The organism is Rothia koreensis, assembly GCF_052232265.1.
In the GTDB taxonomy this organism is placed as follows: domain Bacteria; phylum Actinomycetota; class Actinomycetes; order Actinomycetales; family Micrococcaceae; genus Rothia; species Rothia koreensis.
Map to the genome: position 1 here is coordinate 367,318 of NZ_CP197643.1, position 12,854 is coordinate 380,171.

Genomic DNA, 12,854 nt, shown 5'->3' on the forward strand with positions numbered 1-12,854 from the left:
AGAGCGGATTCATTAGAATAAATAGTGCTCGAGCGGCGTGTTGGCTCAAGAGCCGCTCGGGGGTTACCCCGGGCAGAGATCTTGTACGCTTCACCTGCCCGGGTACCGGGCCGGTACTGAAGCTGTTGCTTTCGTACCGGCCCCTCACTTGACCGCCACCCAACGGCGGAAACGGCAAATCCCCCTCATTCCGTGATGCAGTGCCGGGAACCCCGTGCGATGTTGCCGCCATGGAGCGCCCGGACATCACCGCGTGCCGCACCCTTCGCTTTTCGCAGGACCCGAATTATCCTGGCGATCAACAAGCCTGCCCTGACCAGGGAATAGAGGAGCTGAATTCTTGAGTACACCATCCGATTCGAAACCGAGCATCCTCGTGGTCTCAGATCCGGGGGTCCCGACCGCAAGGATCAAACACTTCCTGCCGGACATCCAAACCGAGCTGAACACGGTGGTCGGCCACGAGGTCGACATCAAACACATCAAGCATCTGATCCCGATCACCCCGGAGAACCAGATCACCAGCGACCTCGACCTCCCCGACGAGGCGCGCGACATCGACTACGCCGTCCGGATCCTTCTCACCGAGATGCCCCTGCACCACGGCAAGCATCCCGTGGTCGCGCAGGTTGATTTCGACCGCGGCATCCTGGTGGTTTCCTGCCCGCCCATGGGAATGCTCTACCCCCGACGCCGCCTCGTGAGCACCATTGGCCGCGGCGTGGAGTCCTTGATCCAGAATTCCACGTCCGACGGCGAACACGTCCAGAACTGGAACGAATGGAGCAGCGAGGGCGATGACTCGTTCACGCGGCTCTACTCCAACACGTGGACCGGCGTTCCCCGCACGATCTTGGGCATGGTGCGCTCCAATCGACCCTGGAAGACCGCGCCCAAGCTCTCCAGTGCGCTGACGGCGGCCTCCGCGGCCGGGGCGTTCGGCATCTTCTACAACTCGATCTGGCAGATGGCGGAGTCGCTGTCCAGTCTGAGGATGGCGATCATCACGCTGGTCGCGATCTTGGTCATGACCACCTGGCTCATCCTCCGCAACCAGCTGTGGGACAGGCCGATCCACGACCGTCTCGCCCGGGTCGTCGCCCTCTACAACATCTCCACGGTAGTGACGCTGGTGATTGCGATTTCGATCCTCTACATCGCCTTGTTCATTCTCATTCTGCTCGGCGGCCTCGTGGTGATCAGCCCCGGATTCATGCAGGAAACGCTGGGGATCCCCACCCAACCGGGGAATTACTTCAACATCGCGTGGCTCAGCGCGTCCATGGGTGTCATTGCGGGTGGGCTGGGATCCGGATTCGACTCCGAGGCCGACCTGCAACAAATGACCCACGGACGCCGCGAACGCCAGCGGGTTCTGAGCAAGGACAAGGACGAAGACGACTGAGTCCCGGTGCCTCAAGAGAGCGGGTCGACGGCGTCCCAGCGACACCGCTCGGGCCGCGGCCCAAGCGGTGAACACACAAAGAGGGGCGGACTGTGAACAGTCCGCCCCTCTTCCGGTTCAGAGAAAGCTTCGGGCTATGCCTTGTTCTTCCGACCGAAGATCAGGCCCCAGATGAAGAGCACGATCAACGAGCCGACGAGGGCGAGAATCCATGTGGTCAATGAGAAGAACCCATTGCCGTGGACGCCGAAGATGGCGCCGCCCAACCAGCCGCCCAGCAGGCCGCCGACGATGCCGAGGATCATCGTGACGATGATCCCGCCACCCTGGCGCCCCGGCATGATGAGCTTGGCGAGAGCGCCGACGATAATTCCAATAACGATCCAGCCAATAAAACCGAGTCCCATGATATATACCTTTCGCGAGCAATTATATGTTTCTGGTGTTGGCTCTCTTTCAAGGATACCTGGTCAGCCCCGAACAACAATAGTCCAAAATTCACGCATTGCTCCGGCCGAATATATACTCCGGAAATCACATGAATATTGAGACAAAATGTGGTGCCGAGTTCGATGGAGTACGCAACCCGTCGGTGCGCCTGACGCGCCCGAAAATCCGCCCGAAAAGGGGCAGAAAACCGGAACATCAAGGACACAGGAAAGGCCTGCGGGTTGGAACCCGCAGGCCTTCTCTTCTGCCCGATACCGGGCTCCGGAGTCGTGGAGTCCCCCAATACTCCCCGGCCGAGCGTGTCGCGAGCGCCACGCCCGGTCCAGGAAACTCCACGACTCGACCCCTACTGCAGCTTGACCTGTCGCTTGGACCGCGACTGTCGGGAGACGGCGTAGACGATCCCGACGCTGCCCAGGGGGCTGCCCAGCGCGGACTTCACCGAGGGAAGCACCTGTTCTCGGATTTCCCGTGTGACATCGGCGAGGTCGGCACGCTCGTTGACCGTGACGTCCAGGACGAGACCGGCATTGGTTCGCTGGCCCTTGAGGCCTGCCTTCGCGTCCGTGACGTACGTCAGGTCTTCGAGGTGCGCCGCCACCGCATCGGTGATGACTTTGGGCTCCACCTGCGTGAATCCGCGCTTGGGATCCTTGTGGAAGCGGAACGTCGAGGCCTTCTCGCTCCTCGGGATCTGGCGGACGAGCCACCAGAGCGCAAGGATCACGAGGACTGCACCCGCCACGATGAGCACGGGCGCGAGCCAGGTTCCGTCGAGCGCGGACGATGCTCCCTGGAAGGGCTTGCCGGATGGGCCCCAGTGCCCGCTCGAGGCGCCGGAGGAGGCCAGCAGTCCCGCGGCCACGATTCCCCACAGCACGCCGGCCGCGAGAAGGACCACGCCGATGATCGCGAGCCATGTTCTGTTGAATGATCCAGCGGTTTTCTTCATGACACGTCCTTGCTCTGTGCGCTGACCCGCACCTTCGGGAATCGTGTGAGATCCGCCGATGCGAGTCGCTCCTCGACCGCGGCCTTGACCTCGCCCACGAGTTCGGAACTCTCGTGCAACGGCGTCGTCACGCGAACGATCACGGTCTTGGCCGTGGCCGATGATTTGACTCCCGACACGCCGTCGATCTGGGCCGCCGCGGATGAGGCCAGCGTGGCCAGACCTCGGTTGCCGATCACGGCCTCGATCGGAGCACCGGAGTAGTCAGCGTCCACCGGCTGCCTGTTCAGGCGTGCCGCGTTGAACCCGCCGGGCAATACTGCACACAGGAGCAGGATGAGTCCGAGAACCACGGCAACAGCGGCCGCGCCCCACCCCCAGGGAGAGTTCCAGGAGGCGGAGGACGCGGAATCCGCGGCACTGCTCAGCTGCGGCCACCACTGTCCCGTGGACAGCTTCTGGATCCCGGCCCACAGCAGGCCAACGCCCACAATCAGCACAAGGACCAGCACCACGACGGATGGTATGGCGCGAGAGGGGCGCCGTCGAAGTGATTTCACAGCAATACCCTTTCCTTCCGGCCCCGTTGAGGCACGAGGTACGTGACCCTGATATCCACCTGCCGGACGTCGACGCCGGCCAGGTCGGACACTCTGCGCACGAGAGTCTCTCGGACTCTTTCGGTTGTTTCCTCGATGGGAAGCGGGTACTCGATGCCCAGATCCACGCTCAGTACGGCGATCGAACCGGTCAGTTCGACCCTGACACGCGGCCGGGAATCCAGATCCGCGTGGCTTCCCACACCGAGGAAACCTCCCTCTCGACCCCCGATACCGGGGATCTCCGAGGCGCATTGCGCGGCGATCTTCTCGACCACACGGTCCGCGATGACGAGACCCCCGCGGCTCTCCGCCGATGAGGAACCGTCAGCCGACCCTGTGTCCTCGCGATGGGACGGAGCCGGCCGATGTGCGCTGGCCATCATCTCTACCTCCTGTCAGAGCCGCGGCCCGTCATGGAGCGAAGATCCAGCCGACCCTCCAGGAAGAGCCCGACGGCCGCACCGATCACGGCGAAGACGGCGGAGACGAGGAATGCGAAGAATCCGCCGAAGAAGGCGATCGCGCCCAACGCCAGACCGACGATGAGTCCCAATTGGCTCGGTTTCATGCTGATATCCCTTTCCATGGTGCGAGGGCAGGCCCCGAAGCCTCGGCTCCGGGGCCCGTTCTCATTACTGGAGCTCGCGGTCGGTGGAGTCCTTGTCGTCGTCCTCCTCGTTCGGGAGGTGGACGTCGGTGACATCGATGTTGACCTCGATGACCTGCAATCCGGTGGCCTGCTCGACCGTGCGGATCACGTTGCGACGGATGCCGTCGGCGACGTCGACCACGGAGGTGCCGTACTCGATGACGATGCTCAGGTCGATGGCCGCCTGCTTCTCACCCTTCTCGACGGAGACGCCGCCGGAGACGTTGGTCTGCGATCCGGGGATGCGCTCGGAGATCGAATCGAAGGCGCGGCGGGCAGCGTTGCCCATCGAGTAGACACCGGGGACCTCGCGGGCGGAGACTCCGGCGAGCTTCTGCACCACGGTGTCGTTGATGGTCGTGTTGCCCTTGGACGTCTGCAACGGGCTGTTCCGCTCGGCCTCATTGCCCTGCTGTGCGGTCTTGACGTTGTTTTCGGTAGCCATGATTTCTAACTCCCTAAGTTCTGGTCGAAACGGGCTTGTACTTATACTGACGGGCCGTGTGCGGATTCGTCACGAAGTTTTTCGAAGTTTTTTTCGGGGTGCAGTTTCGCCGGCCATTCTGGAAGTATGGTCCGTGAGGGATACGGCCGATTGCGGCAAAAAATGGATCGACATCGAGGGGACTATGAGTTCGGACAGGAATGGCTCTTCCGAGCGCATCACCACGCTCGTTCTCCGCGCACAGGACGGCGACGTTGATTCCTTTGAACGACTCGTGGACACCTACCAGGCGCCGCTGTTGCGATTGGCGTTCCGCATGCTCGGGAATCGGGCCGATGCGGAGGACGTCGCCCAGGAGTCCCTCATGAACGCGTGGGTCAAGCTCGACCTCCTGGAGACCCCACAGGCCTTCCCGACGTGGCTGTACCGGCAGGCCGTGAACAAGTGCAGGGACATCCTCAGGTCACCGCGGCGCGATTCCACGGTTCCGATCGACGAGGCACCCGAGGGAAACCCCGTGTGGACGGATACCCGGGCGTCCTCGGATCCGCAGCGCGCCGCGGAGAACAGTTCGAGCATGGACGCCCTGTCGGCCATGTTGCAGAAGCTCCCTGCCGAGCAACGCGCCTGTTGGATTCTCCGGGAACAGACGGAACTTTCCTACGGCGAGATATCGCAGACGCTGGCGATCCCTGAAGCCACGGTGCGGGGCCGTCTGGCGCGAGCACGCAAGACGTTGGCCAACGAGATGAAGGAGTGGCAATGACGGACGACGAGTCACTCGAGTGCGGGCGCACGGTCGAGTCGGTGTGCGAGACCGTCGACTCCGAGCCCGATGCCCACCAACGCGACTGCCCCTACTGCGGCGAGGTCCGCGAGCGATTGAAACAGCTCGATCGCTTGGCCCGCGAGGCGAAGGAGGCGGACAGTTCCCTGGAGATCGAGCCGCATGTTCGACGCCGCATCGTCGACTTTGCCCGTAGCAATCTTCGCCGCGGAGCGGACATACCGGTGCATCGCGAACCTGCGGCGACCGTCTCCTTCAGCGAGATGCTGATCGCCCGCACAGCGCGTGAAACGGTGGACACGTTCCCGGGCTTCACGGCGCGCCGGTGCAGGGTCAGGACCATTGCGACCCCCGATCACGGCCACCAGATTCTGGGCCTCTCGATCGGTGTGGTGATGGCCCCGGACGCGGTGGTCGAGAATCTCGACCGGAGCGTTCGCGACGCCGTCATCGACGCAGTGGCCCGCAAACTCGGCGCTCACGTGGCCGAAGTCGACTTCACGGTAGAGGATGTGCACTATGGCTAATCATCACTCGACGGGTTCTCCGGTTTCCCCGACCGAGGAGGCCGGATCGACCGGCCTTCTCGCAGAGGTGGCCCGGACGGTCGACGCGGTGCCCGGCGTCGCGAGGCGGGAGCCCAGCGTCGGCGATTTTCTGCGGACACTGTGGAAGAAGTCGACGTCGGCGGAAGACCAGGCTCCCGACACACAGGGACTGCGCCTGGACCAGGTGGACGGGAAGGCTTCGCTCACGGTTGCCGTGTGGGTGAGTCGCGAGGCACCGGGCAACCCCTTGATGGTTTCCCAGGAGGTGGCCGCCAGGGTCAATCACACGCTCATTGAGCGCGGTATCGCACCCGGTTCCCACCAGATCATCGTTCGCGAGACCGAGTAGGCGCCTCCGGGGCGAAGCGTCCGACACTCGGTGGTGCGAGCGCCGGACGCGCCGTAACGGGTTACTGGAGCCTGCCCGTGACCGATTCGACGGCGTCCAGAAGGGCCCCGGAGGAGACGAGCTGGACGACGCTCTCGATTTCGGGCGCGAGGAACCGGTCCGTGCCCGGTCCCTGGACCCCGGACTCCCGGATGGCTGCGATGACGCGGGCCGTTGCCGGCGATGCCTCGGGTTCCCGCAGGTCGATGCCGCGCGCGGCCGTCAGGATCTCGATCGCGAGGACCCGGGTCAGACCGTCGATGGCCTTGCGCAACTTGCGCGCGGCGGACCAGCCCATCGAGACGTGGTCCTCCTGCATGGCCGAAGACGGTATCGAATCGACCGAGGCCGGATTCGCGAGACGCTTCAGCTCGGAAACCACGGCCGCCTGAGTGTACTGGGCAATCATGTGGCCGGAGTCGACACCGGCGTCGTCCGCAAGGAACGGAGGCAGGCCCCGGTTCCTTGCGGCGTCGAGGAAACGGTCGGTGCGGCGTTCCGAGATGGAGGCGGCGTCGGCAACGGCGATCGCCAGGAAGTCCAGCACGTAGGCGACGGGTGCGCCGTGGAAATTGCCGTTGGACTCGACGCGACCGTCCAGGGTGACCACGGGGTTGTCCACCGCCGAGGCGAGTTCGCGGCCGGCGACCATGCGAGCGTGCTCGATCGTGTCCCGGGCCGCGCCGGCCACCTGGGGCGAGCACCGAAGGGAGTAGGCATCCTGGACGTAGGTGCAGTCATCGCCCTTGTGGCTGAACACGATTCCGGAATCGGCGAGGATCGCGGACATGTTCGCCGCGGAGGCTGCCTGACCGGGGTGCGGGCGAAGCGCCTGGAGGTCTGCTCGGAACACCCGGTCCGTGCCGAGCTGCCCCTCGACCGACATTGCCGCGGCCAGGTCGGCCAACCTCATCAGGCGGTCCAAATCGGAGATGGCCAGGACCAGCTGCCCCAGCATGCCGTCGGTGCCGTTGATGAGGGCGAGGCCTTCCTTCTCCGCAAGTTCCACGGGCTCCAGACCGGCCTCGGAGAGGGCTTCGGCCGAGGTCGTGAGCTCTCCGTCCCTGGTCCTGACGGGCCCTTCGCCGATCACGGCGAGCGCGCAGTGGGCCAGGGGCGCCAGGTCGCCTGAGCAACCCAGTGATCCGTATTCGTGCACCACGGGGGTGATTCCTGCCGAGAGCATTCCGGCGTAGGCCTGCGCGACCTCGGGGCGAACCCCGGTGCGTCCGGTGGCCAGAGTGGACAGGCGGAGCAGCATCAAGGCCCGGATGACTTCGCGCTCGACTTCGGGTCCGGACCCCGCGGCGTGCGAGCGGATCAGGCTCCGCTGGAGTTGGCGCCGCATGTTCTGCGGGATGTGGCGGGTCGCGAGCGCACCGAATCCGGTGGAGACCCCGTACACGGGACGTTCGAAACCGGCCAGTTCACGAATCCGCGCGCTCGATTCGGCGATGGCCTCGAGAGCGTCGTCGGAGATGCGCACCGGGGCATCGTGACGCGCGACGTCGACGATGTCCTGGATGCTGACGGGGCCGACGCCGACGACGACTTCGTGCCGGCCCTGCTCCCCGTGGCTGTGCTGGTTTTCGCTCATTGCTCCTCCTGCTGGTGCGCACTCGTGTTCTGCGCGGTGGTGGCGATTCGGTGGACCAGGCGCGCGGCGCTGCGTGCGGTCCGGCCGTCGACGTCGTACTTCGGGTTCAGCTCGGCGACGTCGCACACGGCGAGCTTGCCGCTCGCCGCAACGATGTCGCAGGCCAGTTGGACGATCTCGAGCGGAACACCGTAGGCCGCGGGGGCGCTGACCCCTGGGGCGGTCGATGCCGGGAGGCCGTCGAGGTCGATGGTCAGGTACACCAGGTCCACACCGTCCAGGAAGGATTCGACGAAACGGCGGACTTCCGGTGAATTCGTGACGGAGCAGTCTTCGTCGAGCATGTACTGGACGCCGTACTTCTCGGCGGTGTCGAAGAGGATCTGCGTGTTGCTCGGCTGGCTGATCCCCAGGACGGCGTACTGCATCGACGTGCCGGCCGCTTCCTCGGCTTCGAGCATCTGGCGGAACGGGGTGCCCGACGAGGGGACCGGGTCGGGGCGGAGATCGAAGTGGGCGTCCAGGTTCAGAACACCGAGTTTCTTGCCCTTCCGAACGACGGAGTTCGAGACGCCTTGGTAGGTTCCGAACGCGATCTCATGGCCGCCGCCCAGGACGATGGGTAGCCGACCCTCGTCCAGCAGTGTGGTCACGGCCGCGCCCAAGCGCTCCTGGCCTTCCTCCATCCGGTCGTCCGTGACGGCGACCGTGCCTGCATCCCAGGCCCGGATCTCGGAGTCCTTGCCGGCTATGGCGAGCCCGCCGAGGGCTCCGCGCAACGCCTTCGGGCCTTCCGATGCGCCCCGACGTCCCTTGTTGCGTTCGACGCCCTCGTCGCTCGAGAAGCCGAGGAAGACGACGCCGCCCCGATCCTCCGTGCGGGCTCCCTCGTAGGGGCGCACCACCTGGTGCCACCGGAGGTGTTCGGTGCCCTGACCGTCGGTTCTCCCGGTCCAGGCGGGCGCGGGCTCGTCGACGCGCAGTTCGGGTGCCGTGCTGTCAGTCATGCTTGACCTCCGATGCCGAGTACTTGAGCCGACCTGCCTGCCACACCGACGAGATCAGGGGAACCCCCGGGCGATACGCCAGGTGAAGATGGTTCGGCGCGTCGAGGGCCATGAGGTCGGCCCGCGCGCCCGGGCGCACGACTCCGACATCGTCCCGTCGGAGCGCGCGGGCACCGCCGGCCGTTGCGGCCCAGACTGCCTCGTCGGCGGTCATGTGGAGGTCCCGCACGGCAATGGCGATGCAGAACGGCATGTTGGTGGTGTAGCTGGTTCCGGGGTTGCAGTCCGCGCCGAGAGCCACGGTGACCCCGGCGTCGATCAGTCCGCGTGCATCCGGATAGGCATTGCGGGTCGAGAAATCGGCTCCGGGCAGGAGCGTGGCCACGGTCTCGCTTCCGGCGAGGGCCTCGATGTCCTCAGAATCGATGTGGACCACGTGGTCCACGGAGGCCGCGCCGAGCTCCACCGCGAGCCGGACGCCCGGCCCCTGATGCAGTTGATTCCCGTGGACGCGGGGGGTGAGCCCGTGATCGATGCCTGTCTGGAGGACGCGGCGCGACTGGTCCTCGTCGAAGGCACCCTGTTCGCAGAAGACATCGATCCACCGGGCGAGCGGTGCGCACCGGGGAATGATCTCCTCGCAGGCAACCCGCACGTATTCCTCGGTATCTCCTTCGTATTCCGGGGGCACCACGTGGGCCGCGAGCAGGGTGACCTCGTCCGTCAGCGACCGTGCGACCTCGAGGCTGCGCAACTCGGCCTCGACCGATTGACCGTACCCGGACTTGCACTCGACCGTGGTGGTTCCCGAACGCAGCGATTCGTCGAGCAGGCGACGCATGTTGGCCCGGAGTTCCTCTTCGGAGGCCTGACGGGTGTGTTTGACCGTGCCGCGGATGCCGCCGGCGGTGTACTTCTCGCCGGCCATCCGCGCCGCGAACTCTTCCGACCGGTCCCCGGAGAACACCATGTGGGAGTGCGATTCCACGAAACCGGGCAGGACGGCCCTGCCGTGGAAGTCGTGCTTGGCATCCGTGGACGGGGCCTCGGCCGCTGGCCCGACCCAGGCGACGGCGTCATCCTCGATGACCACGGCCGCCTCGTCCACGATCCCGAGCTTTCCCCGCCCGAGCCCGGGGTCGTTGGTCACGAGTTCGGATATGCCTGTCAGCAGAGTCGATGTCATGCATTGCCTTCCGTCATCGGGATGCGGACGCCGCGCTCCTCGGCAACGTTGGCCGCGTGTTCGTATCCCGCGTCCACGTGGCGGATCACGCCCATCCCGGGGTCATTGGTCAGAACCCGTTCGAGCTTCTGCGCTGCCAACTCGCTGCCGTCCGCGATGCACACCTGGCCGGCGTGGATGGAACGCCCCATGCCGACACCACCACCGTGGTGGATCGAGACCCACGATGCTCCGGAGGAGGTGTTGACCAGCGCGTTGAGCAGGGGCCAGTCCGCGACGGCGTCCGAACCGTCCTTCATGGCCTCGGTCTCACGATACGGCGAGGCCACGGATCCGGAGTCAAGGTGGTCGCGGCCGATGGCGACGGGTGCCGAGAGCTCACCGTTGGCCACCATTTCGTTGAATTTGAGGCCTGCGCGGTGACGCTCGCCGTAACCGAGCCAGCAGATCCGTGCGGGAAGGCCCTCGTAGGCGACCTTTTCTTCGGCCATCGTGATCCAGCGACGCAGGTGGTCGTTCTCCGGGAAGAGCTCCAAGAGCGCCCGGTCGGTGGCCTCGATGTCCTTGGGGTCCCCGGACAGCGCCGCCCAGCGGAACGGGCCCAGGCCTTCTTCGAACAGCGGGCGAATGTAAGCGGGCACGAAGCCCGGGAACTCGAAGGCACGATCGTAGCCGGCCTTGCGGGCCTCGTCCCGAATCGAGTTGCCGTAGTCGAAGACCTCGGCGCCGCGGTCCTGGAACTCGACCATGGCCTGCACCTGTGCGGCCATCGACTCGCGGGACTTCTTGGTGAACAGCTGGGGGTCGCGCTGCGCCTCCTGCTTCATCTCGGCGAACGGGATCTCCGTGGGGAGGTAGGCCAGCGGATCGTGTGCGGAGGTCTGGTCGGTCACGATGTCGATCGGGGCGTCGCGCTTGAGGAGCTCGGGGAAGATCTCCGCCGCATTGCCTTCCAGGCCGATGGACAACGGCTTCTTGGCGTCACGGGCCTCGATGGCCAGCTCCAGGGCGTGGTCCAGATTGTCTGCCTTGACGTCCAGGTACCGGTGTTCGATGCGGCGGTCGATGCGCGTGACGTCGCAGTCCACGCAGATCGCGACGCCCTCGTTCATCGTCACGGCCAGAGGCTGGGCCCCGCCCATTCCGCCGAGCCCAGCGGTCAGCGTGATGGTTCCGGCAAGTGTCCCGTCGAATCGTTTGCGGGCGACGGCGCCGAAGGTCTCGAAGGTTCCCTGAAGAATTCCCTGGGTTCCGATGTAGATCCAGGAGCCCGCGGTCATCTGGCCGTACATCATGAGGCCTTCGGCCTCGAGCTTGCGGAAGTCCTCCCAGTTGGCCCAGTCGCCCACGAGGTTGGAGTTGGCGATCAGCACGCGAGGGGCCCACTCGTTGGTCCGGAAGACGCCGACCGGCTTGCCCGATTGGACCAGAAGGGTTTCATCCGACTTCAGGGTCTTCAGCGTGCGGACGATGCCGTCGTAGGCCTCCCAGGTGCGGGCAGCCTGCCCGGTGCCGCCGTACACCACGAGGGCATCCGGATGCTCGGCAACCTCGGGATCAAGGTTGTTCATGAGCATGCGCAGAGCGCCTTCCTGCTGCCACCCCAGGGTGTTCAGTTCGGTTCCGCGAGGCGCAGAAACCGGGCGGGCCTGGTGCTCGGGCGAAGAAACCTCGTGCATGTCGTTTTCTCCTTACGGCTGATACGGGGCATCCTGGGCACGTGGCCCACGGACACCAGCTCGATGGGACGCTTCCGGCGTCACCTCGATGCAATGTGGATCACAAAAGTTCTATACGTCGTATAATCCTGTATATACAACCCGATGTCAAGCAGACGAGGAACCTGTGGATACCCAAGAGCTCACGAGGTCGTACCTCGCCCAAGGAACGCACAGCGGGCCGGCCTACCGCCGAATCATGGAAGCCATCGTCACCGGCGTCGAGGCCGGAACGTGGTCGGCCGGCGAACAGGTTCCTTCCGAGAACGAACTCGTCGAAGCCCTCGACCTCTCGCGCATGACCATCAACCGCGCCTACCGGGAACTCACCACGGAGGGCGTGCTCAAACGCGTCCGCGGCGTCGGCACCTTCATTGCCGATTTCAAGATGCCGTCGTCCCTGGTCGAGATCCGTAATATTGCGGACGAAATCCACGAGCGAGGCCATTCCCACCGCACCGACGTGTTGTTCGCGCGGGAAGAGACCGTTGAGGAGGACGCCCCTTGGCTGTCCGCGGAGGGGATCACGGGTACGGTGTTCCACTCGCTCGTCGTCCACTACGACAACGACGCTCCCCTGCAAATAGAGGACCGTTTCGTCGCCCCCTCGGAGGCGCCGGACTACCTCGACCAAGACTTCACGACCACCACTCCGAATGACTACCTCACGCGCGTGGCCCCGTTGGTCAGGGGCAAGCACATCGTCGAGGCGGTTCTGGGAACCAACGAGGAATGCCGCCTCTTGGAGATCGACGCGTCCGAACCCTGCCTTCTGGTTCGACGTCGCACCTGGTCCAAGGATGGCCTGGTCAGCCTGGCCCGACTCGTGCAGCCGGGGTCCCGAGGCCGCCTGGAAGGGGGATTCGGGCAGTCCTGAGGACAGCCTCCTGCCATCGGCTGACGCCGCGGCGTCCGCATCGTTTCGGGCCCTGCAACCCAGACAATCCGGTATCCACCGTTTCTCCGGAAGACTGTTTGACCGCAATGCAGGAGAGCATCATGACGACGACGTGTGCGCCTGGAGGGAGAATTCTGAGGTAACCCCTAGTGGAGCGGTTCCATATGCGCGCTGATCAATGCACCTTCGTCGCGAACAGGGGCGGAGGGAAGAATCATCGCG

The 12,854-nt window shown here is 65.1% G+C and carries 15 protein-coding genes; 5 read left to right on the plus strand and 10 right to left on the minus strand.

What is annotated here, in order from left to right; all coding sequences use genetic code 11:
- Positions 1-340 precede the first annotated feature (340 nt).
- Positions 341-1,405: a hypothetical protein gene (locus ACTSLZ_RS01615; RefSeq protein ID WP_443095492.1), complete on the plus strand. Its 1,065-nt coding sequence runs from the start codon at positions 341-343 to the stop codon at positions 1,403-1,405.
- A 134-nt stretch (positions 1,406-1,539) separates the two neighbouring features.
- On the opposite strand, the gene ACTSLZ_RS01620 is transcribed toward ACTSLZ_RS01615, so the two are convergent.
- From ACTSLZ_RS01620 to ACTSLZ_RS01645, 6 genes are all read right to left on the minus strand, one after another.
- Positions 1,540-1,812, minus strand: coding sequence for a GlsB/YeaQ/YmgE family stress response membrane protein (locus tag ACTSLZ_RS01620; protein ID WP_129315915.1), 273 nt, complete (start codon positions 1,810-1,812; stop codon positions 1,540-1,542).
- Between the two features lie 389 nt (positions 1,813-2,201).
- The gene (gene amaP, locus ACTSLZ_RS01625; protein ID WP_443095493.1) at positions 2,202-2,807 is read right to left on the minus strand and encodes an alkaline shock response membrane anchor protein AmaP; all 606 of its coding nucleotides are present in this window, start codon (positions 2,805-2,807) and stop codon (positions 2,202-2,204) included.
- On the minus strand, positions 2,804-3,367 hold the full coding sequence (locus tag ACTSLZ_RS01630) for a DUF6286 domain-containing protein (RefSeq protein WP_443095494.1): 564 nt from the start codon (positions 3,365-3,367) through the stop codon (positions 2,804-2,806). Before ACTSLZ_RS01630 ends, amaP begins: the two co-directional genes overlap by 4 nt.
- Entirely contained in the window at positions 3,364-3,792 is a 429-nt protein-coding gene (locus tag ACTSLZ_RS01635) for an Asp23/Gls24 family envelope stress response protein (protein WP_238692413.1), read from the minus strand. The genes ACTSLZ_RS01630 and ACTSLZ_RS01635 overlap by 4 nt, the downstream gene beginning before the upstream one ends.
- 2 nt (positions 3,793-3,794) lie before the next feature.
- Positions 3,795-3,977, minus strand: a complete 183-nt coding sequence (locus tag ACTSLZ_RS01640; protein ID WP_129315912.1) for a hypothetical protein — start codon at positions 3,975-3,977, stop codon at positions 3,795-3,797.
- 64 nt (positions 3,978-4,041) lie between these two features.
- Positions 4,042-4,503, minus strand: a complete 462-nt coding sequence (locus ACTSLZ_RS01645) for an Asp23/Gls24 family envelope stress response protein (protein WP_129315911.1) — start codon at positions 4,501-4,503, stop codon at positions 4,042-4,044.
- A gap of 184 nt (positions 4,504-4,687) precedes the next feature.
- Here ACTSLZ_RS01645 and ACTSLZ_RS01650 point away from each other — a divergent pair, with 184 nt between their 5' ends.
- From ACTSLZ_RS01650 to ACTSLZ_RS01660, 3 genes are read left to right on the plus strand one after another with little or no spacing between them, the layout of a single operon-like run.
- Complete coding sequence (locus ACTSLZ_RS01650) at positions 4,688-5,269, plus strand: RNA polymerase sigma factor (RefSeq protein ID WP_162421452.1); 582 nt, start codon at positions 4,688-4,690, stop codon at positions 5,267-5,269.
- The gene (locus ACTSLZ_RS01655; protein ID WP_443095495.1) at positions 5,266-5,817 is read left to right on the plus strand and encodes a hypothetical protein; all 552 of its coding nucleotides are present in this window, start codon (positions 5,266-5,268) and stop codon (positions 5,815-5,817) included. Before ACTSLZ_RS01650 ends, ACTSLZ_RS01655 begins: the two co-directional genes overlap by 4 nt.
- Complete coding sequence (locus ACTSLZ_RS01660; protein WP_443095496.1) at positions 5,810-6,187, plus strand: hypothetical protein; 378 nt, start codon at positions 5,810-5,812, stop codon at positions 6,185-6,187. The genes ACTSLZ_RS01655 and ACTSLZ_RS01660 overlap by 8 nt, the downstream gene beginning before the upstream one ends.
- Before the next feature lie 61 nt (positions 6,188-6,248).
- Here ACTSLZ_RS01660 and hutH read toward each other — a convergent pair whose 3' ends face one another.
- The 4 genes from hutH to hutU are packed head-to-tail and all read right to left on the minus strand — an operon-like array spanning position 6,249 to position 11,695.
- A complete protein-coding gene (hutH, locus tag ACTSLZ_RS01665) occupies positions 6,249-7,823 on the minus strand; it encodes a histidine ammonia-lyase (protein WP_178979125.1) in 1,575 nt (524 codons plus the stop codon).
- Positions 7,820-8,830: a formimidoylglutamase gene (gene hutG, locus ACTSLZ_RS01670; RefSeq protein ID WP_443095497.1), complete on the minus strand. Its 1,011-nt coding sequence runs from the start codon at positions 8,828-8,830 to the stop codon at positions 7,820-7,822. The genes hutH and hutG overlap by 4 nt, the downstream gene beginning before the upstream one ends.
- Positions 8,823-10,016: an imidazolonepropionase gene (gene hutI, locus ACTSLZ_RS01675; protein WP_443095498.1), complete on the minus strand. Its 1,194-nt coding sequence runs from the start codon at positions 10,014-10,016 to the stop codon at positions 8,823-8,825. The genes hutG and hutI overlap by 8 nt, the downstream gene beginning before the upstream one ends.
- Positions 10,013-11,695, minus strand: a complete 1,683-nt coding sequence (gene hutU / locus ACTSLZ_RS01680; RefSeq protein ID WP_129315904.1) for a urocanate hydratase — start codon at positions 11,693-11,695, stop codon at positions 10,013-10,015. Before hutU ends, hutI begins: the two co-directional genes overlap by 4 nt.
- 166 nt (positions 11,696-11,861) lie before the next feature.
- Between hutU and hutC the strand changes: the two genes are divergently transcribed.
- Entirely contained in the window at positions 11,862-12,611 is a 750-nt protein-coding gene (hutC, locus tag ACTSLZ_RS01685; protein WP_443095499.1) for a histidine utilization repressor, read from the plus strand.
- The last annotated feature ends 243 nt before the right edge of the window (positions 12,612-12,854 follow it).

What these genes read in the sequence shown, in the direction of transcription:
- ACTSLZ_RS01620 (WP_129315915.1), bottom strand. Translation starts at nt 1,812, where the DNA reads ATGGGACTCGGTTTTATTGGCTGGATCGTTATTGGAATTATCGTCGGC.
- amaP (WP_443095493.1), bottom strand. Translation starts at nt 2,807, where the DNA reads ATGAAGAAAACCGCTGGATCATTCAACAGAACATGGCTCGCGATCATC.
- ACTSLZ_RS01635 (WP_238692413.1), bottom strand. Translation starts at nt 3,792, where the DNA reads ATGATGGCCAGCGCACATCGGCCGGCTCCGTCCCATCGCGAGGACACA.
- ACTSLZ_RS01640 (WP_129315912.1), bottom strand. Translation starts at nt 3,977, where the DNA reads ATGAAACCGAGCCAATTGGGACTCATCGTCGGTCTGGCGTTGGGCGCG.
- ACTSLZ_RS01645 (WP_129315911.1), bottom strand. Translation starts at nt 4,503, where the DNA reads ATGGCTACCGAAAACAACGTCAAGACCGCACAGCAGGGCAATGAGGCC.
- ACTSLZ_RS01650 (WP_162421452.1), top strand. Translation starts at nt 4,688, where the DNA reads ATGAGTTCGGACAGGAATGGCTCTTCCGAGCGCATCACCACGCTCGTT.
- ACTSLZ_RS01655 (WP_443095495.1), top strand. Translation starts at nt 5,266, where the DNA reads ATGACGGACGACGAGTCACTCGAGTGCGGGCGCACGGTCGAGTCGGTG.
- ACTSLZ_RS01660 (WP_443095496.1), top strand. Translation starts at nt 5,810, where the DNA reads ATGGCTAATCATCACTCGACGGGTTCTCCGGTTTCCCCGACCGAGGAG.
- hutH (WP_178979125.1), bottom strand. Translation starts at nt 7,823, where the DNA reads ATGAGCGAAAACCAGCACAGCCACGGGGAGCAGGGCCGGCACGAAGTC.
- hutG (WP_443095497.1), bottom strand. Translation starts at nt 8,830, where the DNA reads ATGACTGACAGCACGGCACCCGAACTGCGCGTCGACGAGCCCGCGCCC.
- hutI (WP_443095498.1), bottom strand. Translation starts at nt 10,016, where the DNA reads ATGACATCGACTCTGCTGACAGGCATATCCGAACTCGTGACCAACGAC.
- hutU (WP_129315904.1), bottom strand. Translation starts at nt 11,695, where the DNA reads ATGCACGAGGTTTCTTCGCCCGAGCACCAGGCCCGCCCGGTTTCTGCG.